This is a genomic window from Polynucleobacter sp. UK-FUSCHL-C3 (genome assembly GCF_040409815.1).
Lineage (GTDB): Bacteria > Pseudomonadota > Gammaproteobacteria > Burkholderiales > Burkholderiaceae > Polynucleobacter.
This window is the reverse complement of record NZ_CP099959.1, coordinates 977,866-1,003,221: the sequence shown is the minus strand read 5'-3', so window position 1 is coordinate 1,003,221 and position 25,356 is coordinate 977,866. Positions and strand designations below refer to the sequence as shown.

Genomic DNA, 25,356 nt, shown 5'->3' with positions numbered 1-25,356 from the left:
CCATGCCCGCCGATCAAACCGATGAGCAACTGATTGCAGCCTTGTTGGGCAAACCGTGCCCAGCACAGCGCCGTGCGCTTGCTAAAGCAATTACTCTCTTAGAGTCCACCCGCACCGATCATCGTGAGCGTGCCGATACCTTACTCAATACGATCTTGCCCCATACCGGCAAATCATTCCGTTTGGGGATCTCTGGCGTGCCGGGTGTGGGTAAATCAACTCTGATCGAGAACCTTGGGATCTACTTAATTAAACAAGGCCATCGGGTAGCAGTGCTAGCAATAGATCCATCCTCGAGTTTGTCGGGCGGATCAATCTTGGGCGATAAGACCCGCATGGAGCTTCTCTCTGTGAACGAGAACGCATTCATTCGTCCTAGCCCTTCATCCGGAACACTCGGTGGTGTCGCAGAGCGAACTCGCGAGGTGATGCTCTTAGCAGAAGCCGCAGGCCATGATGTCGTGATTGTGGAGACCGTAGGAGTTGGCCAAAGCGAGATTGCGGTTGCAGGCATGACCGATTTGTTCATGTTGTTGCAATTACCCAATGCTGGTGATGATCTACAGGCGATCAAAAAAGGGGTGATGGAGATTGCGGATCTCATCGTGATTAATAAAGCAGATATTGACCCCGGCGCCGCAACACGTGCTCAAGCCTTTATTACAAGCTCACTTCGTTTAATGGGATTTCAGGGGAACCCCGATCATGCTACCCATGTGAAGGAGGAGTGGCACCCCTCAGTTTTGCGCATGAGTGCACTCTTGGGTGAAGGGATCGATGAATTGTGGAGCGAAGTAAAGCGTTTTCAGAAACTCGAGACCGCCAATGGTCATCTGCAAGAGAGGCGTAAGCAACAATCCAGCTCTTGGATGTGGGAGCGGATCGATAGTGCTCTCAAAAGCCAGTTCAAGAACCATCCAGCCGTCCAACACTTACTGCCCGAGATGAGCGTTGCGGTTAATCAAGGAAGCATAGCCCCATCGGTTGCTGCCCGTCGACTACTCGAAGCGATGAAGTCATAAGACTACCCAATTTATTACAGGAGTTTGTATGCAAGACATTATTTCTCAACTAGAAGCCAAGCGCGAGTTAGCTCGCCTTGGTGGTGGTCAGAAGCGGATTGCTGCCCAGCATGCCAAAGGTAAGTTAACTGCTCGTGAGCGCATTGAGCTCTTACTCGATGAAGACTCCTTTGAGGAATGGGATATGTTTGTTGAGCATCGCTGCACCGATTTTGGGATGGCCGATCAAACTGTTCCGAGTGATGGGGTAGTAACTGGTTATGGAATGATTAATGGCCGCTTGGTCTTTGTGTTTTCACAAGACTTCACGGTCTTGGGTGGCTCGCTCTCGGAAGCGCATGCCGAGAAGATTTGTAAGATCATGGATCAGGCCATGAAGGTGGGTGCACCCGTGATTGGGTTAAATGACTCTGGTGGTGCGCGGATTCAGGAAGGAGTTGCATCGCTCGGAGGGTATGCCGAGATCTTTCAGCGCAATGTCTCTGCCTCAGGAGTGATCCCTCAAATATCGCTGATCATGGGGCCCTGTGCGGGCGGTGCGGTGTATTCACCGGCTTTAACGGATTTCATCTTCATGGTGAAAGACACTTCTTATATGTTTGTGACCGGTCCTGAAGTGGTCAAGACCGTTACGCATGAGGATGTCAGTGCCGAAGATTTGGGAGGGGCAAGCACGCATTCATCGGTTTCAGGAGTGTGTGACCTGGCCTTCAATAATGATGTGGAGGCGATCATGATGTTGCGTCGTTTCTATAGTTATCTGCCACTGTCTAATAAAGAGAAAGCACCATTCTTGGGCGGCTTGGTCTGGTCAGATGAACCCGATTATTCCTTAGATACCTTAGTACCGAATAATCCCAATCAGCCCTATGACATGAAAGAGCTGATTCATAAGGTAGTTGATGATGAAGACTTCTTTGAGTTACAGCCGGACTATGCCAAGAACATCATCATCGGCTTTGCACGCATTGGTGGACAAACCGCTGGCATTGTTGCAAATCAACCCTTAGTCTTGGCCGGTTGTTTGGATATCAAATCATCTATTAAGGCAGCGCGCTTTGTCCGTTTCTGTGATGCATTCAATATTCCAGTAGTAACCTTGGTTGATGTGCCAGGCTTTATGCCAGGAACCGCACAAGAGTACGGCGGCATTATTAAGCACGGTGCTAAATTGCTCTATGCCTATGCCGATTGCACTGTACCTAAGGTAACGGTGATTACACGTAAGGCCTATGGTGGTGCCTACGACGTGATGGCTTCTAAACATTTGCGGGGCGATGTCAACTTTGCCTGGCCTTCTGCAGAGATTGGTGTGATGGGACCCAAAGGTGCGGTCGAGATTATTTTCCGTGAGGAGAAGGGCGACCCCAGCAAGATTAGTGAGCGCGAGGCCGAGTACAAGGCTAAGTTTGCAAACCCCTTTGTGGCAGGACGTCGCGGTTATATCGACGATGTGATCATGCCGCACGAGACTCGCAAGCGCATTGCACGCTCTCTAGCGATGTTACAAGACAAAGACCTACAAAACCCACCCCGTAAGCACGGCAACATTCCTCTTTAATTGAATGACCAGAACACATTATGTTTAAGAAAATACTAATTGCGAATCGAGGCGAGATCGCCTGCCGAGTAATGCTTACAGCGAAACGGATGGGCATTCAGACCGTTGCTGTGTATTCAGAGGCAGATGCGGAGGCGCGCCATGTGCGCATTGCCGATGAAGCAGTGTGCATTGGACCTGCGCCATCGCGAGAGTCGTATTTGCAGATGGATCGCATTATTGCAGCCTGTAAAGAAACAGGTGCACAAGCCGTTCATCCAGGCTATGGATTCTTATCCGAGAACGAAGAGTTTGCTAGACGAGTTGAAGAAGAAGGCATTATCTTCATTGGCCCCAAGCATCAATCGATTGCTGCGATGGGCGATAAGATCGCTTCTAAGAAGCTGGCTCTAGAGGCTAAGGTCAATACCATACCAGGTCACAACGCAGCGATTGATCAACCTGAGGATGCGGTAAAGATCGCCAAAGGGATTGGGTATCCAGTGATGATTAAAGCCTCAGCGGGCGGTGGAGGCAAGGGCTTGCGCGTTGCTTATAACGATCAAGAAACTGCCGAAGGATTTGTGGCCTGCAAGAACGAAGCGCGTAATAGCTTTGGTGACGATCGTGTCTTCATTGAGAAATTTGTTGAAGAGCCACGGCATATTGAGATACAGGTGCTCGGTGATGCTCATGGCAATACCGTGTATCTGTGGGAACGCGAGTGCTCGATTCAGCGTCGTCATCAAAAGGTAATCGAAGAAGCTCCATCCCCATTTTTGGATGATGTGACCCGTAAAGCAATGGGAGAGCAGGCGGTTGCATTAGCGAAGGCTGTGCACTATCAATCGGCAGGAACTGTTGAGTTTGTGGTGGGCAAAGATAAATCCTTTTACTTCCTCGAGATGAACACACGACTCCAGGTAGAGCACCCTGTTACAGAATGCATCACTGGCTTAGACCTCGTTGAACAAATGATCCGAGTAGCAGCAGGTGAGAAATTAGCCTTTGGTCAAGGTGAGATCGCCCGCAAAGGCTGGGCAATGGAGTGCCGGATTAATGCCGAAGACCCATTGCGTAATTTCATGCCATCGACCGGCCGCTTGGTGAAGTATCAACCACCCGCACCACAGAATGGTGTGCGAGTCGACACAGGAGTGTATGAGGGTGGCGAGATCCCCATGTATTACGACTCGATGATTGCTAAGTTAATTACGCATGGTGCCAATCGAGAAGAGGCGATGAGCAAAATGCGCAATGCTCTTAACGAGTTTGTGATTAGAGGTATTCATTCGAATATCCAGTTTCAAGCGGCACTCTTGCAGCATCCTCGGTTTACATCGGGCAACTTCAATACAGGATTTATTGCCGAAGAGTTTCCCAAAGGCTTTCAAGCTAATTCAGTGACACCGGCCGACCCTAATCGCTTGCCAGCCCTGGCAACCTTTGTGCATCGTCGTTATCTCGAAAGAGCAAAACTACTCGAAGGACAACTCCTTGGCCATGAAATGAAACTCACCCAAGAGTTTGTGGTGATGGCTGGTGAAGATTCTTACAACACTAAGATCGAGCACAAGGATCAGGGCTATCAAATTTCAGTGAAGGCCAATCAAGGCAAACGACTCATTAAGGAGTACCTCTTGGAGAGCGATTGGGTGCCAGGATCAATCCGATTGCCATATCAAATCGATGGTGAGCCAGCGCTCTGTGCCCAAATCGAACGCCCAGGCTTGGGTTATCAAATCATGCAAGATGGTGTAGGCTTTGCATGCATTGTTCTAAGCCCCTTTGGTGCAGGGATGCAAGCCCGTATGCCATACAAAGCACCACCCGACACCTCCAAGCTATTGCTCTCGCCAATGCCAGGCCTCTTAAGTAAGTTGCATGTTGCCAAAGGCGATAAGGTGACCGCAGGACAAAAGTTAGCAGTCATCGAGGCTATGAAGATGGAGAACACCTTATCGGCAGCGCAAGACGGTATTGTGGAAGAGATCTGCGTAGCCGAAGGATCAAGTCTGGCGGTTGATCAAATCATTATTCAATTTGCAAAGTAATAACCATGACACGCCCATTCAAAATACTTGGAGTTCAACAAATCGCAATTGGCGGCACCGATAAACAGAAACTCAAAACATTGTGGGTTGATTTATTGGGATTTCAGTACAAAGACACCTTCGTTTCAGAGCGCGAGAATGTTGATGAGGATATTTGTGCAATTGGGAAGGGTGCCCATGAGATTGAGGTCGACCTAATGCAACCCCTCGATATTGATAAAAAGCCTGCAGTCCATCAAACTCCCTTAAATCACATCGGCCTTTGGGTCGATGATCTACCCAAGGCTGTTAATTGGCTAACAGAGCAAGGCTTGCGTTTTGCACCGGGCGGTATTCGTCCAGGAGCAGGCGGACACGACATCATTTTTGTGCATCCAAAGGGTAATGAAGAGTTTCCATTTGGGGGCGAAGGTGTCCTTATCGAGCTTGTTCAAGCACCACCGGAGATCATCAGCGCTTTGGCGTAAATCGCTATTGGTTGCAGTGCAACATATCGGGCATAATAGAATTTAATTTGTCATTTATTCCTCAAAAACCCATAGGAGAATTCATGTCTGGCGCCCCAACCATCGAGTCCAACGGCATTGAGCTAAAAGCAAAGCTAAATCCGGACTTCGCATCCGTTGTTTCCCCCGAAGCACTGGAGCTTGTTGCGAAACTCCATCGTGCCTTTGAGCCTCGTCGCCAGGAGCTCCTAAAAAAACGTGTTGAGTTAGCCAAAAAACTGGATGCGGGTCAGAAACTTGATTTCTTGCTTGAGACCAAATCGATTCGTGATGGAGATTGGAAGATCTCTCCAGTACCAAAAGCACTTGAGACCCGTCGTGTGGAGTTAACGGGCCCTGTAGACGCCAAGATGGTGATTAATGCCCTGAACTCAGGCGCTGATTCTTATATGGCTGACTTCGAAGATTCCAATAGCCCATATTGGGAGAACATTATTCAGGGTCAGGTCAATCTCAAGAAAGCAATTCGCCGTGATATTGCACTCAATCTCTTTGGTAAAGAATACAAACTGAATGAGAAAACCGCCACGTTAATTGTTCGCCCACGCGGTTGGCATCTGGATGAGAAGCATGTCTTGGTCGACGGCCAGCGTGTCTCGGGCGGTATCTTTGATTTCGCCATCTTTACCTTCAATAACGGTAAATACCTTGAGACCCGAGGCTTAGGCCCATTCTTCTATTTGCCCAAGATTGAGAGTCATTTAGAGGCTCGATTGTGGAATGAGATCTTCACCATGACCGAGCAAGAACTTGGTATTAAGCATGGCTCGATCAAAGCAACGGTTTTGGTCGAGACCATTAACGCCACCTTTGAGATGGATGAGATTTTGTATGAGCTGCGTGATCACAGTGCGGGTCTGAATGCCGGGCGCTGGGATTACATCTTCTCGGCGATTAAAAAGTTCAAGCTCGATAAAAACTTCTGCTTAGCCGATCGTGTGAAGGTCACCATGACCTCACCCTTTATGCGTTCCTACGCCCTTTTCTTATTAAAAACCTGCCATAAGCGGGGTGCACCCGCCATGGGCGGTATGAGCGCCTTCATACCGATTAAGAACGATCCTGAGAAGAACGCTATTGCACTAGCCGCGGTCTCAACCGATAAGCGTCGTGAGGCAACCGATGGCTATGACGGCAGTTGGGTCGCTCACCCAGGTTTGGTTGAGCTTTGCATGAACGAGTTCAAGGCCGTATTGGGTGACAAGGGTAATCAGTTTGATCGTCAACGTGACGATATTCAGGTAACGGCTGCCGACATCCTCAGTTTTGCACCCGAGGGTCCGATTACGGAAGCTGGCTTGCGGTACAACATTAATGTGGGTATCCATTACATGGGTGCTTGGTTAGCAGGTAACGGTTGTGTACCGATTCATAATCTGATGGAAGACGCTGCTACTGCTGAGATTAGTCGCTCGCAAGTTTGGCAGTGGATCCGTTCTCCAAAAGGTGTCTTAGATGATGGACGTAAGGTCACGATCGAGCTTGTACGCAAAATGATTGGGGAAGAGCTCAACAAAGTGAAGGACTCTGGTGCAGTCGGCCAGTTTGACCGCGCTGCCAAGATCTTTGATGATCTGGTCGCCAATGATCAGTTTGTAGAGTTCCTGACCCTCCCATTGTATGAAGAGTTTTAACAGCTAGAGCATCATGTTCTAGTTCTGCTCGCATGCGAATACTGGCCATCGACACTTCGACCTCGTGGTGTTCGGTGGCCTTGTCGTTTGATGGACAGATCCAACACCGCCATGAACTCATTGGTGCAGGTGCTAGCCAACATCTTCTACCTTGGATTAATGAGCTACTCCATTCCGTAAACGCTCAATATCATGATCTTGATGCAATCGCAGTGGGGATTGGCCCCGGTGCATTTACAGGTGTGCGTCTATCGGTCGCCATTGCGCAAGGCTTAGCAGTCGGAGCCAAACGACCCGTAATACCCTTAGCTAGTCTTGATGCCATGGCGATGCAAGTGGTCCAGAGCAATACATTCCAAAGAAGCTCACCAGCAGCCGATACTCAGTTCTTAATTGCCTTGGATGCCCGTATGGGAGAGGTGTATTGGGCACGCTATCACGTTAATCCCATTTCTAATCAGCCTCCCAAGCGCATTGGAGAGATTGCCTTAAGCAGCCCCGAGAGTATTAACCTTGATGGTCTTGCATATGCGGCCGGCAATGCATTCCAGGAGTATCCTAAACTCCTTGAGTCATCACCATTAAAGGATCGTATGGATACTCAACTGGTACCCAATGCCCTTGGTATCTTGGACTGGGCGAAGCCTCTACTAGAGGCTAAACAAACTATTGCGGTAGAGCAACTAGAGCCTTTGTATATTCGGAACAAGGTAGCTCTTACCACTGAAGAACGATCTGCCGCAGCACACAGTACCCCAACCGGTCATTCTGTTGGCTGAGTTAGTGCTAGAGCTGATGAGCGATGCTGACCTCGACGAGGTTCTGCTGATGGAGTATGCATCGCACGCCCATCCTTGGAGCAGAGGTAATTTCTTAGACTCGATTGCCGCTGGGCACTGGACGTATTGCATGCGCGAGGCCAATGAAGAGCCAAAAACAATTTGGGCCTATTGCATCCTTCTTCCCGCAGTCGATGATTTACATCTTCTCAACATTACAGTCAATCCAAGTATGCGGCGCCAAGGACTAGCACTGCGTTTGATGCAAGCGATTGAGTCGATTGCCCAGAATTTACAAATCCCACGCATTCTATTGGAAGTACGTCCCAGTAATTTTGCTGCAAAAGCTCTCTATACCAAGATGGGCTTTACCGAACTCGCAACTCGCAAAGCCTACTATCCCTTAGAATCCTCCACGGGTCAGCGTGAGGATGCGCTGGTAATGACTAAAACACTGAAGCAACACGCCAATCTGTATGAGCACTGAACAAGCCTCGATCTATTTAAAAGAAATGGGCATTAGCGAATGGTCCTTACGCGAGACAGGCCCTAGTTTTACTAAGGAAGAGCAAGCTTCGGCCCCAGAAACTCCATCCCAAACCAAGACAAACTTGGTACCCAAAGTGTATTGGCTGTTTTATGGCAAAGCGCCTTCTGGCGATGCAGAAGTATTGTTTAAGAACATCGTTCGTGCTCTTGGCCTATTGCAAAGTGAGTGGGAGTGGCGTGAACCTAGCAATACTAAAGCGCCAGATACCAGCTTACCTTGTATTGCATTTGCGTTTGGTCAACAGGCGGCACATTCTTTAAGTGGCGAGCATGAACCCTTAGAGAACCTGCGTGATGTTGTTCTAGAACTCGGTGGACTGGATTTACCTCTGGTGGCAAGCTTTGATCTAGCCCATCTGCTACAGAAGCCAGCAGATAAGGCGCTTGCCTGGCAGGACCTACTCTTAGCGCGCTCCGTACTGCAGTCTCTCTAAACCTAGTGCTTAGACTCACCAATTAAGTGAAGTGAGTCATACTCAGCTTGATTGGCCTGATGTTTCTTGATTACCAACCACATGGTGACTGCAACCGTAATGCCAAAGCCTGTAATCACAATCGGTACGGGCACATCAAGCCAAATCAATAAGGCATAGAGCATCAACATCATGAGAACTGAGAGGTTCTCATTAAAGTTCTGGACCGCAATGGAGTGACCCGCTGACAATAAAACGTGACCACGATGCTGTAAGAGGGCATTCATGGGCACCACAAAATAACCCGCCAGCCAACCCACAGTAATTAGCAATACATAGGCTGGCAAGAGATTAAAGTTAACTACAAAGCCGCCGACCGTGAACAAGGCAAAGGAGGGAAGATATTCAATATGGTAAATGGCCATGACACAAACCAATAAACCCATGACCACCCCATAAGGTAAAACTTTCAGGGCAGACTTCAATGGAATCCGCGAGGCAGCCCAAACCGCACCCCCTGCAACACCAATAGCCGAAACTGCTTGAAGGATGGCGCCTTGGGAGAGGTTCATGTTGAGAGCTGTCTCTGCCCACTTAAGCACAATGAACTGCAGGGTTGCACCGGCACCCCAAAACAGGGTGGTTACTGCTAATGAAATCTGACCTAAGCGATCACGCCAAAGGACATGAAAGCCCACAAAAAAATCCTTTGTGAGCTGAACTGGATTAATCTTTTGTTCTGGATAGCGAGCGCCTGTATCGGGAATTCGTAAATTAAAGAGTGCCGCAATCAGATAAATGAACATGATGATTGAGATGGCTGACTCGGCAGGGCTATCCACCCCAGTGGTGATTGCTGGTAAGTCAAAGCTCATTAAGCTATTAGAGACGGCAGTACTAATTAATACCCCACCCAAAACTGTGCCCGCAATAATCGACCCTACGGTTAATCCTTCTATCCAACCATTGGCTGCGACCAATTTCTCGGGGGGCAGGAGTTCGGTCAAAATTCCATACTTGGCCGGTGAGTAAGCGGCAGCCCCTAAACCAACGATGGCGTAGGAAGCTAAGGGATGCGCCCCAAATAACATAGCAGCACAACCCACAATTTTGATGGTGTTGGTGATGAACATGACTTGACCCTTGGGTCGAGAGTCTGCGAAGGCAGCCACAAATGCAGCTAAGAGAACATACGATAAAACAAAGAACAGCTTAAGAAGTGGGGTCATCCACGCAGGAGCAGCAAGCTGAGCCAATAGGGCAATCGCCGCGATTAGGAGAGCATTATCTGCGAGCGACGAAAAAAATTGCGCCGCCATAATAGTGTAAAAACCAGGTTTCATTCGTACAATTGCTTCATTTACTAGATTAGAGCATGAAAGGGGAGTTTTCTGGAGCGCCCGATTCTCGCATCGATTGATACAGGTGCATTAAGCCACAACTTGGCAAGAGTCCGTGAGTTAGTAGGTAATTCTCGGATATGGTCTGTGGTTAAAGCCCGTGCTTATGGGCATAGCCTGAAGGCTGCCTTGGCCGGCCTAGGCCAAACGGATGGCTTTGCACTCCTCGATCTCGATGATGCCCGTTGGCTAAGAGCCCAAGGCTGGGATAAGCGCATTTTGCTTCTAGAGGGCTTATTTAATGAGGATGACCTCAGCTCGGTCATTGAGCTCCGGTGTGATCTAGTGGTCCATTGCGCCGAGCAAGTTAGTTGGCTAGAAAAGCAAAGCCATCCCATCACCGTGTTTCTAAAACTCAACTCTGGAATGAACCGTTTAGGATTCACCCCTGACGCCTACCGCCTTGCCTACCACCGTTTGCATGCGCAAGGTCACCACGTTCATCATATGACCCATTTTGCCAATGCAGATCGGGTCGATCGTGAGCCTTCTGTTGGTGCACAAATGGAATGCTTTAGCAAAACGATTGATGGCCTTCAGGGCGAGACCTCCTTAGCAAACTCTGCCGCCGTACTTTGGCATCGAAATGCCCTAGGCGATTGGGTAAGACCCGGGATCATGTTGCATGGCATCTCACCCACTGGCGCTTATAAAGACATTGAGCACGCTCATCTTAAAACCGTAATGAGCCTCTCTAGCAAAATTATTGCTGTACAAGAGCTCCAAGCGGGGGATGCAGTGGGCTATGGAGCGCGTTATGTAGCCAAACAGGCAATGCGCATTGGGGTGATTGCGTGTGGCTATGCAGATGGCTATCCACGACATGCCGTAGACGGCACTCCTGTTTGGGTCAGCGGACCCACTGATAAAACCTCAGGGATTATCTGCCCCATAGCCGGGCAGGTATCGATGGACATGCTCACCATTGATTTGAGTCATGCGCCGTGGGCAACGCTTGGCACTTCGGTGGAGTTGTGGGGTAAAAATCTACCGGTAGACGATGTCGCTAATCAAGCACAAACGATTGGGTATGAGCTCGTATGTGCGATCGCACCTCGAGTACCCGTCGAGATTATTTAGTCACCCAGAACTGCCACCACCTGCGTTCTTTCTGAACCCGAACGCCGGTTTTAAAGATCTGACTATCGGGAAAGTTCAGCTTAAAGACACGCATTGCGTCGGAGCTAAGGTCATTCATTCCAAGGGCTTGATAGGATTGCACCAATATGTAGAGCGCTTCTTCAACAGCAGGTGCGCGATCGTAATCACGGATAACCAACTGAGCGCGATTGGCAGAGGCTAAGTAAGCTCCGCGTTGAAAGTAATAACGCGCCACAATGACATCTGCCTCAGCGAGTGAGTTGACGATATAGCGCATGCGATCAATCGCATCCGGAGCATACTTACTATTAGGGAATCGCTCGGCCACGACCTTGAAGGCCTCAAAGGCTTCTTTGGCTGCTTTGGGATCGCGCTCGCTCAGATCCTGCCCAGTGAGCTTGCCCATAAAACCCAGATCATCATTAAAGGTAATTAAGCCCTTAAGGTAATAGGCGTAATCAAGATTAGGGTTACCTTGGTGTAATTTAATGAAGCGATCAATTTGCACGAGGGCTTGAGCAGGCTCCTGCGCTTTCCAGAAACAGTAGGCCGAGTTAATTTGTGCTTGTTGCGAGTACGGACCAAAGGGGAACCGAGCCTCGAGTTTCTCAAAATACTTGCCGCATTTATCAAAGTCACCCTCAGCCATCTTATCTTTGGCTTCGGTAAAGAGTTTGGCCTCAGACCAGGCTGCAGTTTCATCGGTATTGGTATTTGCACAAGCACTCAAGAGCGCGCCAGCACAAATCAGGAGGGTAAGCTGGACAAGCCTTACACTAGCAAGATGGCGCCCCACGGTGGGTAAGTTCAACACAATAAGGTCCTTCAAGCGTGGCATTGCCGCAAACTCCTAATCCGAATCCCTCTGATTATATCGATGATGAGGATTTCATTGCTCTAGAGATTCCAGACCATATGGCCGGTGAGCGATTGGATAAGGCATTGGCTCATTTTTTGAGTGACTATTCTCGTAATCGTTTACAAGCTTGGGCGACCCAGGGAGCAGTGTTAGTAGACGGCAAAGTGGTCAAGGCTCGCCAAATCCTGCGTGGCGGCGAGCAAATTCGGGTCTTTCCCCAAGAGATGCCGGAGCAACATGCCTTTTTGCCAGAGAACATCCCACTTGATTGCATCTACGCAGATGACACAATTCTGGTCTTTCATAAAGTAGCTGGAATGGTGATGCACCCAGCTGCTGGTAACTGGAGTGGCACCGTTCTGAACGGCTTACTCTTTCATTACCCGGAGTTACAACATCTACCGCGCGCAGGCATTGTGCACCGACTCGATAAAGATACCTCGGGATTATTTGTGGTGGCACGTACTGCGATTGCACAAACAGCCCTAGTGCGTTTATTACAAGATCATTTAGTGGAACGGCGCTACTTGGCATGGGTCTGGGGCGATACTCCATTACGTGGCACGATTGATGCCGCCGTGGGTCGTGACCAGCGTGATCGTTTAAAGATGGCCGTGGTGAGCGCAAGCCAGCAAGGCGCAAAAGCGGCGGTGACCCATTACAAACGTTTAGCACTTGGATCGATGGGAACTGCTAAGGTCTCTTTATTAGAGTGTCGCCTAGAAACTGGTCGCACCCATCAAATTCGTGTTCATCTTGAGTCATTGGGATACCCCCTCTTGGGCGATCCGGTGTATCGCAAAAAGATACCTGCAGCAGCCAAGGAACTGAACTTGCATCGACAAGCTTTGCATGCCTTTGCACTGCAGTTCATCCACCCTAAGACCCAAAAGCCCATGAGCTGGTTTGCCCCAGTGCCTGCGGATCTCTTGGCATTAAATAGCGCAGTGCAATTAAATGAAGCGGTCTTGCCCACTGCAGCATCCAGTGCATTATCTGAGGCTAATTAGATGATCGCGCTCACAGTGATTCGGGCTCAATGGCCAGCACCTGGTCATGTTCATGCGTTCACGACCACTCGTCACGGCGGCTTTAGCAAAGCCCCCTTTGATGGTTTCAATCTGGGTGCTTACGCTGGTGACGAGCTCGAAGCAATTCTGCAAAACCGTAGGGTCTTAGATGCCTTGCTCCCTCAAGGCCCTTATTGGATTAAACAAGTACACGGTACCCGAGTAGTCAAGGTGCAGGGAAGCAATCCAGGTATTCATGAGAATGTGGTCGAGGCAGATGCCTCGTTCACCCAAACACCCCAAACAGTATTAAGTATTTTGGCGGCAGACTGTATGTCGGTCTTGTTGACTAACCAAGCAGGTACAGCGATCGCCGCAGCACATGCAGGCTGGCGTGGATTGTGTGAGGGAGTGCTTGAGAACACCGTGGCCCTATTTTTACAAGAGCAGTCCGAACTGGCAGATCGACTCATTGCTTGGATCGGACCGAGTATTTCTGTAAAGCACTATGAGGTGGGAAGTGAAGTACGGGATGCCTTCTTAAGGGCAGCTGAGCACAGAGGACATACGCTCAGTGATTCTTGTTTTGAGAAAAGTATAAATGCCAAGCGTTATATGGCCGATTTACCTAGAATTGCAAAAGAACGTCTATACGCAATGGGTGTGAAGCAGGTATTTGGTGGGGATCTTTGTACCTACAGTGAGCCTGAGCGTTTTTACTCCTACCGTCGTCAAAACCCCACCGGGCGCTTTGCCAGCCTGATCTGGTTTAACCCAAAGCCTTAGAATCAAGGGTCCTGAGGAATAGACCGCCCTCAAAACCTCATTAGGGCTAGGGTTAGTGCTTATAACCCTAGAGCAATAATCGTCTGAGAATAGGGCTGTACTTTTTGGTTTTACATATTGCTTAAAGATTGCACCGATTATGAACTTGGGAAATTCACCAACACTAGCACCGCAATACATGGCGATGATTCCACCTGTAAAACTTTCAGAGATCCAAAAAAAATACCTCGAGGATTTGGGTAAGTTGGGCAAGGATCCTGATGCTCTCGAGATTAAAGATCGGCGCTTTCAAGGGCAGGCTTGGCAAAACCCGTGGAGTAAAGCATTGGTCTCCACCTATTTACTCAACTCACGTTATCTCAATGAACTCGTGAATGCGGTAGAAACCGACCCCAAGACCTTGCAGCGCATTGAGTTTACGACCCAGCAAATGATTGATGCCTTATCGCCCGCCAATTTCTTTGCCACCAATCCTGAGGCCTTAGAGACCATCTTGCAAACGCAGGGGCAGTCTCTGCAAAAGGGAATCGTTAATTTATTAGGCGATTTGGGTAAAGGTAAGGTTAGTCAGACCGATGAGAGTGGCTTTGAGGTTGGTCAGAACTTGGCACAAACCGAAGGTGCTGTGGTGTTTCGGAACAAACTCTTTGAACTCATTCAATACAAACCGCTGACCGATCAGGTCTATGAGCGCCCATTTTTAATGGTGCCGCCGTGTATTAATAAATATTACATTCTGGATCTGCAACCCGATAACTCGGTGGTGCGCTATATGGTGAGCCAAGGGCATACGGTGTTCATGGTCTCCTGGAAAAATGCCGACGCCAGCATGAATCAAATCACTTGGGATGATTATGTTGGTCAGGGGGTCTTAGAAGCGATTCGGGTGACCCAAGAAATTAGTCAGCAAGACAAGATCAATATCTTGGGATTTTGTGTTGGCGGTACCTTAGTCAGCTCCTCGCTAGCGGTCTTAGCGGCACGCAAGCAAGAAGCGATCGCTAGTCTTACCTTACTCACTACCTTACTAGACTTCACTGATACAGGGATCCTCGATGTTTTCATCGATGAGTCTTTGGTTAAGCTGCGTGAGAAAACTATTGGTGGAGCAGAGGGGCGCTACGGACTTCTCTCTGGGTTGGAGTTGGGTAATACCTTTTCTTTCTTGCGACCCAATGAACTGGTCTGGAACTACGTAGTGGACAACTATTTGAAGGGTAACTCACCGCCACCATTTGATCTACTCTACTGGAACGGTGATTCCACGAACTTACCAGGCCCGATGTATTGTTGGTATTTGCGTCACACCTACTTGCAAAATGATCTAGCTAAGCCTGGGGTACTGAAGGTCTGTGGTGAGTCGGTTGACCTTACTAAGATTAATTGCCCAGCATATGTATTTGCATCGCGCGAGGATCACATCGTGCCTTGGCACTCTGCTTATCAAAGCACGCAAATTCTGAAAGGGCCTATTCGTTTTGTGATGGGCGCTTCTGGTCATATCGCCGGTGTGATTAATCCGCCCCATAAAAAGAAGCGTCATTACTGGACCAATTCTCAGTTACCCAAAAAAACAGAGCAATGGTTAAAAGGTGCCAAGGAGGTTGCAGGAAGTTGGTGGCCCGATTACACCGAGTGGTTGGCCGAGTACGGTGGTAAGAAAGTAGTCGCCCCCAGCCAATACGGTGGTGGGAAGTATAAAAAATTAGTTGCCGCGCCTGGCACCTACGTCAAAGAGAAGGCGCAAAAGGTTTAAGTGGTTGATCGATCACACCAATAACAAGGAGTAAATCATGGCTCAACGAATTGCATATGTGACTGGCGGTATGGGTGGTATCGGAACCTCAATCTGTCAGCGTTTATCAAAGGGTGGATTTAAGGTGATTGCAGGTTGCGGTCCAAACTCACCGCGCAAGGATCGCTGGATCGGCGAACAAAAGGCACTCGGTTATGAGTTCATTGCATCGGAAGGTAATGTATCCGATTGGGAGAGCACCAAAGCCGCCTTTGAAAAGGTCAAGGCTGAAGTGGGCCGTGTTGATGTGCTGGTCAACAATGCCGGCATTACCCGTGACAGCGTATTCCGTAAGATGACCCCCGAGGATTGGAAGGCGGTGATTGATACCAATCTGAACTCACTCTTTAATGTCACCAAACAGGTGATCGACGGCATGATTGATAACGGCTGGGGCCGCATCATTAATATCTCCTCCGTGAATGGTCAAAAAGGCCAGTTTGGACAAACCAACTATTCCACTGCGAAGGCGGGTTTGCATGGGTTCACGATGGCCCTAGCGCAAGAGGTAGCTAGCAAAGGTGTAACCGTTAATACAGTCTCCCCAGGCTATATTGCAACCGATATGGTCAAAGCGATTCGGGAAGATGTGCTTGAGAAGATCATTGGCACCATTCCAGTCAAGCGTCTTGGAACCCCAGATGAGATTGCCTCAATCTGTGCCTGGATTGCCTCGGATGATGGCGCATTCTCTACCGGCGCAGACTTCTCCCTCAATGGTGGTATCCATACAGGCTAAACTAGGGTAAATTCTGCATTGCACCATATAGCAAGGGAAACCATGTCATCACGTACCAAGAAGGCTGGCGAAGAACGGTTAATTAAGAAGTATCCGAACCGGCGTCTTTATGACACCCAGACGAGTGCCTATGTCACCTTGTCTGATATTAAAGAGTTGGTCATGGCGGCGGAGGCCTTCAAGGTAGTCGATGCTAAAACCGATGAAGACCTAACCCACAGCATCCTCTTGCAAATCATTTTGGAAGAAGAGGCCTGTGGAGTGCCAGTGTTCTCGACCCAGATGTTGCAGCAAGTGATTCGTTTTTATGGCCACTCGATGCAAGGTCTGATGGGTAATCATCTTGAGCGTACGATGCAATCCTTTATGGATATGCACCAGAAATTAAACGATCAAAGTAAAACGATGAGCGGTGGTGGTACCGAAGCCTGGACCCAAATGATGAACTTGCAAAACCCCTTTATGCAAAATTTGATGTCGAGCTATATGGATCAGAGCAAAGATCTCTTTCTAAAAATGCAAGAGCAAATGCAAGGATCAAACACTTTATTTACTGGATTTCCGTTTAATTCAAAAACACAGAACTCCGACAAGGATTCTTAGAACAAAACCCAGCGCACCCGCGCATGGGTATTATTTCTTTTTCATAAATAGATAGGGCATTTGGCGTGGTTGCAAAAGTTGGATTTGTGTCATTAGGTTGCCCAAAAGCCTTAGTGGATTCTGAGTTGATCTTGACCCAACTCAGCGCCGAGGGTTATGAGACCGCCAAAGAATACGCTGGTGCAGACCTCGTGATTGTGAACACCTGCGGCTTTATCGACTCTGCTGTGGAAGAGAGCCTCTCAGCCATTGGTGAGGCATTAGCTGAAAACGGTAAGGTAATTGTGACCGGATGCCTGGGTGCCAAAAAAAATCCCGATGGGAGCGATCTTGTCAAAAGTATCCATCCTAAAGTCTTAGCTGTGACCGGACCCCATGCCACTGCAGAGGTAATACAAGCAGTCCATGCGCATTTACCAAAGCCGCATGATCCATTTCTCGATCTAGTGCCACCTGCTGGAGTTAAGCTTACTCCCAAGCATTACGCCTATCTCAAAATCTCAGAAGGTTGTAATCATCGGTGCAGCTTCTGCATTATTCCCAGTATGCGTGGCGATCTAGTATCACGACCGATTGGTGATGTTCTTAAAGAAGCCAAACAACTTTTTGAGGCAGGCGTAAAAGAGTTACTCGTGGTCTCGCAAGACACCAGCGCTTACGGAGTTGATATTCAGTATCGAACTGGTTTCTGGGATGGCAAACCCGTGAAGACCCGCTTGTACGATCTAGCTCTAGCCCTTAATCAATTGGCTAAAGAGTATCAAGCCTGGGTACGCCTGCATTATGTATATCCCTATCCACACGTCGATCAGATTGTGCCGATCATGGCGGAGTTTAAAGAGCATGGTTATGGCTTATTGCCCTATCTCGATATTCCCATGCAACATGCACATCCTGATGTACTTAAACGCATGAAGCGTCCTGCGAGTGGCGAGAAGAACCTAGACCGTATTGAGCAGTGGCGCGCCGTATGTCCAGACCTCGTGATCCGCAGTACATTTATTGCTGGCTTTCCTGGCGAGACCGAAGAGGAGTTTCAGTACCTCCTAGACTTTATGCAGGAGGCGAACATTGATCGAGCAGGCTGCTTTGCCTACTCGCCGGTTGAGGGGGCTGCTGCCAATGAGCTCGATCATCCGGTTCCGCAAGCAATACGGGAAGAACGCCAAGCCCGCTTTATGGAGGTAGCCGAGACGGTCTCGACCAAGCGGATTAAGCGCTTAGTAGACCAACGGATTCGGGTCTTGGTGGACCGTCTGGATGATCAGGGTGGTATTGGCCGTAGCGCCGGAGATGCCCCTGAGATCGACGGATTAGTACGCATACTACCCCCCAGTAAGCCCTCTAAGCGTTATCGGGTAGGAGACTTTATTAAAGCGACCGTAATCCAAACGCAAGGACACGATCTGATTGTGGAAGTGTAGATAATGTTAGAAAACTAGCTATTAAGCTAATATGGCTGGTCAACGGCTAATGTAAATGAGAGGAATGATGATGAGTAGAGACGTTGTAGTGTTAAGTGCGGCCCGTTCTGCGATTGGTGGATACGGTGGCAGCTTAAGCAGTGTTGAGCCCTGCGAACTCGCTGGTACGGTCATGAAAGAAGCGGTTGCCCGATCTGGTGCAGACCCTGCCAAGATTAACTATGTAACGGTTGGTAATACGATGCCTACCGATAACCGCTATGCCTATGTTGCCCGAGTAGCCTCTATTCAAGCAGGACTGCCGATGGACTCGGTTGCGATGGCAGTTAATCGTTTATGCAGCTCTGGTTTGCAAGCTATTGTGACCACTGCCCAAGGCATCATGCTCAATGACTATGACTATGGTGTTGGTGGCGGTGTTGAAGTGATGTCTCGCGCTATGTATGGTGCAACCGCAATGCGTAATGGTGCGCGGATGGGCGATACCAAGATGATCGATCTGATGGTCTCGGTTCTCACAGACCCATTTGGGGTGGGCCATATGGGTATCACCGCAGAGAACTTAGCAGAAAAGTGGAAGATTACGCGTGAAGAGCAAGATGCGTTTGCAGTCGAGTCACATCGTCGTGCTGCGCTTGCTATTAAAGAAGGTCGTTTTAAATCACAGATCGTACCGATTACCATCAAGACCCGCAAAGGTGATGTGGTGTTTGATACGGATGAGCATTGCAAGCCCGATACCACCATGGAGACCCTGGCAAAGATGAAGCCAGCGTTTAAGAAAGAGGGAGGTACCGTAACGGCTGGTAATGCATCGGGTGTGAACGATGGTGCGGCATTTATGGTGCTAGCAGCTGCTGATGTGGCTGCCAAGGCTGGTCAAAAACCGATTGCACGCTTGGTCTCCTATGCGGTAGCTGGCGTACCTAATCACATCATGGGTGAAGGTCCCATCCCGGCAACCAAGATTGCATTACAACGCGCTGGTTTAACACTCGATAAGATGGATGTGATCGAGTCCAATGAAGCGTTTGCTGCTCAAGCAATTGCCGTTACAAAAGGTTTGGGATTAGATCCTGCCAAGACCAATGTGAACGGTGGCGCAGTAGCGCTCGGTCACCCCGTAGGTTGCACTGGCGCAGCGATTGCCACCAAAGCGATTCATGAGTTGCATCGCACGAACGGTAAGTATTGCCTGGTCACCATGTGTATTGGTGGCGGACAGGGGATTGCTGCGATCTTTGAAAGGATCTAAAAGAAGATCAAACCACAAGAATCTAATTTGCTATAGCAGTTGCAAGACTGCATCTAAGCCGACAAAGTCAAGTGCAATGTCGGCTTTTTCTTTGACCACTTGCTTTGCACGGTAGGCAACACTCAAGCCAGCATCAGCCATCATCAACAAATCATTGGCGCCATCGCCCATCACCAGTGCATTTTTTTTGGTGAGACCGAGGGTAGTGCAAGCAGAGATAACGTAGTGATTCTTGGCTGTTCCATCCACAATCTCACCCAAGACTCGACCGGTGAGTATTCCATCGACGATCTCGAGTTCGTTCGAATGGGTCTCACTCAGATGTAAGCGTTCTTGCATACGACCCGTAAAGAAGGTAAATCCGCCGGATACCAAGAGGGTGTGCATATGACGTTCATGTGCCCCCGCAATCAATAACTCAGCACCGGGGTTGAGTTGCAAACGTTGCTCATAGACCGAATGCAGAGCGGTATGGGGAACACCTGCTAGGAGGGCAACGCGTTTAGAGAGACTCTCAGAGAAATTAACAATCTCCCCACGCATGGTGGCAGCGGTGATCTCAGCAACCGCAGCTTTCTTACCTGCAAAGTCAGCGATCTCATCAATGCACTCGATATTAATCAGGGTAGAGTCCATATCCATTGCCAATACCTGTAAAGCATCGGCCGAGAACTGAGCTGGCAAGATTGCGAGGTCATGAGAACGTACTGCACAAAACTGCCGCAGGCCATTACGCTCAAATAACTCAAGCTCTCTACCAAGTAAAAAACGCTGCTCTACTTTTGTGTAAGCAATTTCTAACTTCACCAAGGCTTTCTCAAGACCGATCAAGACCTCTGACGAAACAAGCCCTGGGGCTAAAACTTGGACTACTGGAAAAGGATGGGGGGAAGACTTTGCCATGATTGCATTATGCAGAAAGTGCCGGTGTAGGCAAGGCTTGAGCACTAGCGACCAAAGCGCTACTGAGTAATTTCATGAGCTGCCGAATACCTTCAATGCGCTGCTCTAGTTTCTCAAAAGAAGCGTCCTTGGGAGGCAGGTACTTAATCCGATCTTGACCGTTTAGATGGATGGCAGGATTGGATTGCACAATCCGAATAATCTTGACCGGATCGAGTGGTGGCTGAGGTATAAACTGCAGCTGAATGGCTGAAGTACTCGCATCAATTTTCTTGATACCCAATAAACTCATCTCTAAACGCAAGCGGTGGGTTTCATAAAAGGCTTTAGCCGCATCGGGTAAGTTACCAAAGCGATCAATCAACTCCTCTCGCAAGAAACTCAAGTCTGTAAAGTCTTCGCAACTAGCGAAGCGCTTATAAAGCGAGAGACGTTCGTGAACATCCGGACAGTAATCGGCGGGTAATAAGGCGGGAGCACCTAAGCTCACATCGGTTGTTGCTTGCATCGGTGATAGTAGATCGGGCTCTTTGCCACTGCGCAACGATTTAACAGCACGGTTAAGCATCTCGGTATACAACTGAAAGCCAATTTCATGAATATCACCCGATTGCTTATCGCCCAAGACCTCACCGGCTCCTCGGATCTCGAGATCATGCATGGCCAGATAAAAACCAGAGCCCAATTCTTCCATTGCCTGAATCGCATCCAAACGTAAGTGCGCTTGCTTACTGAGCGCCTCAGGATCGGGTACCAAGAGGTAGGCATAGGCTTGATGATGCGAACGACCAACACGACCGCGCAATTGATGTAACTGCGCTAAACCAAACTTGTCAGCGCGATGCATGATGATGGTGTTGGCAGTCGGTACATCGATACCAGTTTCAATAATGGTGGTGCACAACAATAAATTACTGCGCTGAGTCACAAAATCACGCATGACCGATTCCAGTTCACGCTCATTCATTTGCCCATGCGCTACTGCAATGCGCGCCTCGGGTAGTAAAGTTTGTAAAGCCTGCTTGCGATTCTGGATGGTCTCGACCTCATTGTGTAAGAAGTACACCTGACCACCCCGTTTAATCTCTCGCAGGACCGCCTCACGGATCACGCCATCGCCTTCACGCCGTACAAAAGTCTTAATCGCTAATCGTTTCTGAGGCGCAGTCGCAATCACTGAGAACTCACGCAAGCCCTCGAGTGCCATCCCCAATGTTCTTGGGATTGGTGTGGCGGTTAGGGTCAAGATATCGACCTCAGCACGCATGGCCTTGAGGGCATCTTTCTGACGCACCCCAAAGCGATGCTCTTCATCGACGATTACCAAACCCAAGCGCTCAAACTTTGTTTCTTTCGATAAGAGCTTATGTGTACCAATCACAATATCAGCCTCTCCAGAGGCGATTGAAGCCAGTGCTGCATTAATCTCTTTGGTGGTCTTAAAGCGTGAGAGTTCCACAATCCGCACGGGCCAAGCCGCAAAGCGGTCTTTCCAGGTGGCAGCGTGTTGCTCGGCGAGTAGGGTGGTAGGCGCTAAGATGGCTACTTGCTTCCCACCTATCACTGCTACAAAGCTGGCTCTGAGAGCTACCTCGGTCTTCCCAAAACCAACATCACCGCACACCAATCGATCCATGGGATTGCCACTGGTTATATCACCAATGACGGCAGCAATCGCATTGGCTTGGTCTGGCGTTTCTTCAAACCCAAAGCTCTCTGCAAAGGCGGCGTAATGATGCGCCGAGAACTCAAAGGCATGACCTTTACGAACTGCGCGCGCTGCATAGAGATTAAGTAACTCAGCAGCGGTATCACGTATTTGTTGGGCAGCCTTGCGCTTTGCCTTATCCCATTGCCCCGAACCCAGTTGATGCAGCGGTGCTGAGTCTGGATCAGCGCCTGCATAGCGAGTAACTTGATGCAGTTGCTGCACGGGAACATACAAGGTTGCACCTTGTGCATACACGAGATGTAAGAACTCCTCAAAGGCCGGAGCCTCTTTAGAAGTAGCCATATTGAGTAAGACCAAGCCTTGGTAACGACCAATGCCATGTTCTACATGAACTACCGGATCGCCGACCTTAAGTTCCGACAGATCTTTAAAGAGCATATCGGGGTCGGTGTTACTGGTTTCTTTGCCCCGACGCTGCCGTGCGGTTTGGGTAAAGAGTTCGGATTCTGTAACGATGAGAACGCCATGGGCATGCCAAGTAAAACCATTAAAGAGTGGTGAGATACAAAGAGAAAAACGCTCAGATCCTTTTAAAAACTCTGCAACACTATCAGCGGATGAAGGATGCAATGGAAAGAGGGAGGCACTATCAGAACTCTCGCCTAAATTACTTTCTTCCATGAGCTGCCGAATGGACTCACTGCGGCCAGCACTTTCGGCACAAATAATCACACGCCAAATATTTTGCGATAGCAACTGCCGAATTAGCTTGAGGGGGTCTGCATCACGACGATGAACAGAGACGTCAGGTAGAGAAGAGAAGATGAGGCTCTCATCAAGATCTTTCTCAGCACCTTCCTGGGGACCTATTTGTAAGACAATGCGCGGATGGCTCTTGGCATGGATAAAAAATTGATCTAGCCCCAGAAATAAATCGCTGGGATTCATGACCGGACGCTCGGGGTCGTGCTTCAGAAAGGAATAGCGTTGCTCCGTATCTTTCCAAAACTGTGTAATGCTAGACTCAATATCACCCACATAGACCAAACATACTGAATCACTGGCAGCGCTCTCGCTTCGCATGAAGTAGTCAAAGATTGTGGCGGTCTCATCAAAGAAGAGGGGCAAATAAGACTCAATGCCTGCCGTCGGAATGCCCGAGCTCACATCTTTATAAATCGAGCAACGAGTCGGATCACCCTCAAAATACTCACGCCAGCGTCCCCGAAATGCGGTTCGCGATCCTTCATCGAAGGGAAACTCATGACCAGGCAGCAAACGAATCTCTTTGACCGGATAAAGACTGCGTTGTGTATCGGGGTCAAAGGCACGGATCTGCTCGATCTCATCACCAAATAAATCCAAGCGATAGGGCAAAGACGATCCCATCGGAAATAAATCAATCAAGCCACCACGGATACTGTATTCACCGGGGCGCATGACCGCGCTCACTGGGTCGTATCCTGCTTGCTGTAATTGCAAACGTAATGCCTCTTCATTGAGGTGCTCACCCTGTTTAAAGAAAAATGTGTGGGCAGATAAAAAAGCAGGGGGTGCTAAGCGTTGTAAGGCCGTGGTCACGGGTAACAATATGAGATCGCAACTCCCGTTTTGCATCTCATAGAGGGTAGCTAGGCGTTCTGAAATTAAATCTTGATGGGGTGAGAAGTGATCGTAAGGCAGGATCTCCCAATCGGGTAGTAAACGGATACGAAGTTGCGGAGCAAAAGTGGGGATCTCTTCCAAAAGCCGCTGGGCATCGAGTGCACTCGCACAGAGAACCACCATTTGGCTGTAATGATTGCGATGCGCTAAGGCGGTTTGAGCAATCAGGGCTGCATCAGAGGATCCTACGAGCTGTTTGAAGGTAAAGCGCTGCCCAGCCCGAAGCACCGGGATAGGGGGTGTTAGTAAAGCAGCAGGCCTTGGCGCTGCCGCTGGATTGACAGCATCCGACATCTAGGACCATTATAGAATCAGGTATGTATTTGAAGATGAAACGCACATGAGCAATCCCCAAAGACGCTGTCATGCCTTATTACCCTCTGCTGGAATGGGGGCTCGCTTGGGCGGAGACCAGCCTAAGCAATTTAGGCATCTGGCAGGAAAGCCCATGCTGCTCTATGTCTTAGATGCCTTCTTTGAGTGCCCTGAGATCGATTCGGTCTGGATTGGGATGAGTCCTGACTCTGATCAACTGAGCGTTGACCTTAAAGCATGCTACCCAAAACCCGTAAAGCGCTTTGAGTTCTTGCAGACCGGTGGCCCTACACGCCAACAGACTGTATTAAACACCTTGGCTGCAATGCAAAAAGCCGGAGTGCATGCACAGGACTGGATCTTGGTTCATGATGCCGCACGTCCTGGTATTACACCGGCCTTGATTGAGCGACTGATTACGCTGGTCAAAGACCAGGCGGATTCCAAACGGGATCTTGATGGCGGCTTATTAGCAATCCCTGTAGCCGATACCATGAAAGAGACCACCGAGGACGCGATGCGTGCCAAGGGTACGATTGATCGTTCACGCCTATGGCAGGCGCAAACACCCCAGATGTTCCCACTCAAGGTCTTACACGATGCCTTGTACGAAGCCATTGCAGCAGGAGCCAACATCACCGATGAGGCTAGTGCGATTGAGAGAGCCGGCGGACAACCACTCTTGGTAGAAGGTGCAACTCGCAATTTCAAGGTAACGCATCCAGCCGATTGGGAGTTGATGGAGCTGGTTCTGCGAACACCACACTAGAATAGACCCATGACACAAACAGCGCACAGTATTCCGTTTCGGATTGGCCAAGGCTACGACATTCATGCCTTAGTGCCAGGGCGTCGATTAATACTGGGAGGGGTGCATATTCCCTATGAGAAAGGTTTGTTAGGCCACTCAGATGCCGATGCGCTTTTACATGCCATCACTGATGCATTATTAGGTGCCGCGGGACTAAACGATATTGGACAAATGTTCCCCGACGATGATGAGCGCTTTAAGGATATGGACAGCAGGGTGTTGCTGCGCGCCGCCTTACAAAAGGTTCAGGCTGCGGGCTACCAAGTGGGTAATGTGGACGCTACTGTGATCTGCCAAAAGCCGAAGCTCGCCAGTCATTTACCGGAGATGATTCGTCATATTGCGAGTGACCTACATGTCACCCCAAGCCATATCAACCTCAAAGCCAAAACCAACGAATCCCTAGGTCATCTAGGCCGAGGCGAGGGAATTGCCGTACACGCCGTAGCTCTACTCTGTAAGGCATTGTAGAATCTACCTTTTATGTGAATTCTTGGCTGGGTAGTGTCTGCAGCGCTTGG

22 protein-coding genes are annotated in these 25,356 nt (G+C 49.2%); 18 read left to right on the top strand and 4 right to left on the bottom strand.

Going from position 1 to position 25,356, the window contains the following annotated elements; all coding sequences use genetic code 11:
- The first annotated feature begins 2 nt into the window (after positions 1 to 2).
- The 8 genes from meaB (at position 3) to NKE59_RS04960 (ending at position 8,518) form a co-directional block, all read left to right on the top strand.
- Positions 3 to 1,022 carry a methylmalonyl Co-A mutase-associated GTPase MeaB gene (gene meaB, locus NKE59_RS04995; protein WP_353437861.1) on the top strand — a complete coding sequence of 340 codons (1,020 nt, stop codon included), beginning with the start codon at positions 3 to 5 and terminating at the stop codon, positions 1,020 to 1,022.
- Positions 1,023 to 1,050: 28 nt separating this feature from the next.
- A complete protein-coding gene (locus NKE59_RS04990) occupies positions 1,051 to 2,583 on the top strand; it encodes an acyl-CoA carboxylase subunit beta (protein ID WP_353437860.1) in 1,533 nt (510 codons plus the stop codon).
- 20 nt (positions 2,584 to 2,603) lie between these two features.
- Positions 2,604 to 4,616, top strand: coding sequence for an acetyl-CoA carboxylase biotin carboxylase subunit (gene accC / locus NKE59_RS04985; RefSeq protein WP_353437859.1), 2,013 nt, complete (start codon positions 2,604 to 2,606; stop codon positions 4,614 to 4,616).
- Between the two features lie 5 nt (positions 4,617 to 4,621).
- Positions 4,622 to 5,083 (top strand): VOC family protein, encoded by a 462-nt coding sequence (locus NKE59_RS04980; protein WP_353437858.1) that lies wholly within the window; start codon positions 4,622 to 4,624, stop codon positions 5,081 to 5,083.
- Positions 5,084 to 5,166: 83 nt separating this feature from the next.
- On the top strand, positions 5,167 to 6,756 hold the full coding sequence (gene aceB / locus NKE59_RS04975; protein ID WP_353437857.1) for a malate synthase A: 1,590 nt from the start codon (positions 5,167 to 5,169) through the stop codon (positions 6,754 to 6,756).
- Positions 6,757 to 6,788: 32 nt separating this feature from the next.
- Positions 6,789 to 7,535 carry a tRNA (adenosine(37)-N6)-threonylcarbamoyltransferase complex dimerization subunit type 1 TsaB gene (gene tsaB, locus NKE59_RS04970; protein WP_353437856.1) on the top strand — a complete coding sequence of 249 codons (747 nt, stop codon included), beginning with the start codon at positions 6,789 to 6,791 and terminating at the stop codon, positions 7,533 to 7,535.
- Positions 7,536 to 7,551: 16 nt separating this feature from the next.
- The gene (gene rimI / locus NKE59_RS04965; RefSeq protein WP_353437855.1) at positions 7,552 to 8,022 is read left to right on the top strand and encodes a ribosomal protein S18-alanine N-acetyltransferase; all 471 of its coding nucleotides are present in this window, start codon (positions 7,552 to 7,554) and stop codon (positions 8,020 to 8,022) included.
- The gene (locus tag NKE59_RS04960) at positions 8,012 to 8,518 is read left to right on the top strand and encodes a DNA polymerase III subunit psi (protein WP_353437854.1); all 507 of its coding nucleotides are present in this window, start codon (positions 8,012 to 8,014) and stop codon (positions 8,516 to 8,518) included. The genes rimI and NKE59_RS04960 overlap by 11 nt, the downstream gene beginning before the upstream one ends.
- Positions 8,519 to 8,520: 2 nt before the next feature.
- On the opposite strand, the gene lplT is transcribed toward NKE59_RS04960, so the two are convergent.
- Entirely contained in the window at positions 8,521 to 9,840 is a 1,320-nt protein-coding gene (gene lplT / locus NKE59_RS04955; RefSeq protein WP_353437853.1) for a lysophospholipid transporter LplT, read from the bottom strand.
- Between the two features lie 48 nt (positions 9,841 to 9,888).
- Between lplT and alr the strand changes: the two genes are divergently transcribed.
- Positions 9,889 to 10,977: an alanine racemase gene (alr, locus tag NKE59_RS04950; protein WP_353439919.1), complete on the top strand. Its 1,089-nt coding sequence runs from the start codon at positions 9,889 to 9,891 to the stop codon at positions 10,975 to 10,977.
- On the opposite strand, the gene NKE59_RS04945 is transcribed toward alr, so the two are convergent.
- Complete coding sequence (locus NKE59_RS04945) at positions 10,970 to 11,836, bottom strand: outer membrane protein assembly factor BamD (RefSeq protein WP_353437852.1); 867 nt, start codon at positions 11,834 to 11,836, stop codon at positions 10,970 to 10,972. The two genes, alr and NKE59_RS04945, sit on opposite strands and share 8 nt — an antisense overlap.
- On the opposite strand from NKE59_RS04945, the gene NKE59_RS04940 reads away from it, so the two are divergent.
- From NKE59_RS04940 to NKE59_RS04910, 7 genes are all read left to right on the top strand, one after another.
- Positions 11,830 to 12,867, top strand: coding sequence for an RluA family pseudouridine synthase (locus NKE59_RS04940; RefSeq protein WP_353437851.1), 1,038 nt, complete (start codon positions 11,830 to 11,832; stop codon positions 12,865 to 12,867). The genes NKE59_RS04945 and NKE59_RS04940 overlap by 7 nt on opposite strands.
- Positions 12,868 to 13,653, top strand: coding sequence for a peptidoglycan editing factor PgeF (pgeF, locus tag NKE59_RS04935; RefSeq protein ID WP_353437850.1), 786 nt, complete (start codon positions 12,868 to 12,870; stop codon positions 13,651 to 13,653).
- 139 nt (positions 13,654 to 13,792) lie between these two features.
- A complete protein-coding gene (gene phaC, locus NKE59_RS04930) occupies positions 13,793 to 15,409 on the top strand; it encodes a class I poly(R)-hydroxyalkanoic acid synthase (protein WP_353437849.1) in 1,617 nt (538 codons plus the stop codon).
- A 37-nt stretch (positions 15,410 to 15,446) separates the two neighbouring features.
- Complete coding sequence (locus NKE59_RS04925) at positions 15,447 to 16,187, top strand: 3-ketoacyl-ACP reductase (protein ID WP_353437848.1); 741 nt, start codon at positions 15,447 to 15,449, stop codon at positions 16,185 to 16,187.
- Between the two features lie 42 nt (positions 16,188 to 16,229).
- Positions 16,230 to 16,790 carry a polyhydroxyalkanoate synthesis repressor PhaR gene (gene phaR / locus NKE59_RS04920; RefSeq protein WP_353437847.1) on the top strand — a complete coding sequence of 187 codons (561 nt, stop codon included), beginning with the start codon at positions 16,230 to 16,232 and terminating at the stop codon, positions 16,788 to 16,790.
- A 65-nt stretch (positions 16,791 to 16,855) separates the two neighbouring features.
- Positions 16,856 to 18,214 (top strand): 30S ribosomal protein S12 methylthiotransferase RimO, encoded by a 1,359-nt coding sequence (rimO, locus tag NKE59_RS04915; RefSeq protein ID WP_353437846.1) that lies wholly within the window; start codon positions 16,856 to 16,858, stop codon positions 18,212 to 18,214.
- 70 nt (positions 18,215 to 18,284) lie between these two features.
- Complete coding sequence (locus NKE59_RS04910) at positions 18,285 to 19,469, top strand: acetyl-CoA C-acyltransferase family protein (RefSeq protein WP_353439917.1); 1,185 nt, start codon at positions 18,285 to 18,287, stop codon at positions 19,467 to 19,469.
- A 30-nt stretch (positions 19,470 to 19,499) separates the two neighbouring features.
- Here the strand turns inward: NKE59_RS04910 and serB are convergent, their stop codons facing one another.
- Both serB and mfd read right to left on the bottom strand, forming a co-directional pair.
- Positions 19,500 to 20,372 carry a phosphoserine phosphatase SerB gene (serB, locus tag NKE59_RS04905; protein ID WP_353437845.1) on the bottom strand — a complete coding sequence of 291 codons (873 nt, stop codon included), beginning with the start codon at positions 20,370 to 20,372 and terminating at the stop codon, positions 19,500 to 19,502.
- A gap of 7 nt (positions 20,373 to 20,379) precedes the next feature.
- Positions 20,380 to 24,003, bottom strand: coding sequence for a transcription-repair coupling factor (gene mfd / locus NKE59_RS04900; protein ID WP_353437844.1), 3,624 nt, complete (start codon positions 24,001 to 24,003; stop codon positions 20,380 to 20,382).
- A 46-nt stretch (positions 24,004 to 24,049) separates the two neighbouring features.
- Here mfd and ispD point away from each other — a divergent pair, with 46 nt between their 5' ends.
- Complete coding sequence (gene ispD, locus NKE59_RS04895) at positions 24,050 to 24,793, top strand: 2-C-methyl-D-erythritol 4-phosphate cytidylyltransferase (RefSeq protein ID WP_353437843.1); 744 nt, start codon at positions 24,050 to 24,052, stop codon at positions 24,791 to 24,793.
- Positions 24,794 to 24,802: 9 nt separating this feature from the next.
- On the top strand, positions 24,803 to 25,306 hold the full coding sequence (gene ispF / locus NKE59_RS04890; RefSeq protein ID WP_353437842.1) for a 2-C-methyl-D-erythritol 2,4-cyclodiphosphate synthase: 504 nt from the start codon (positions 24,803 to 24,805) through the stop codon (positions 25,304 to 25,306).
- Positions 25,307 to 25,356 lie beyond the last annotated feature (50 nt).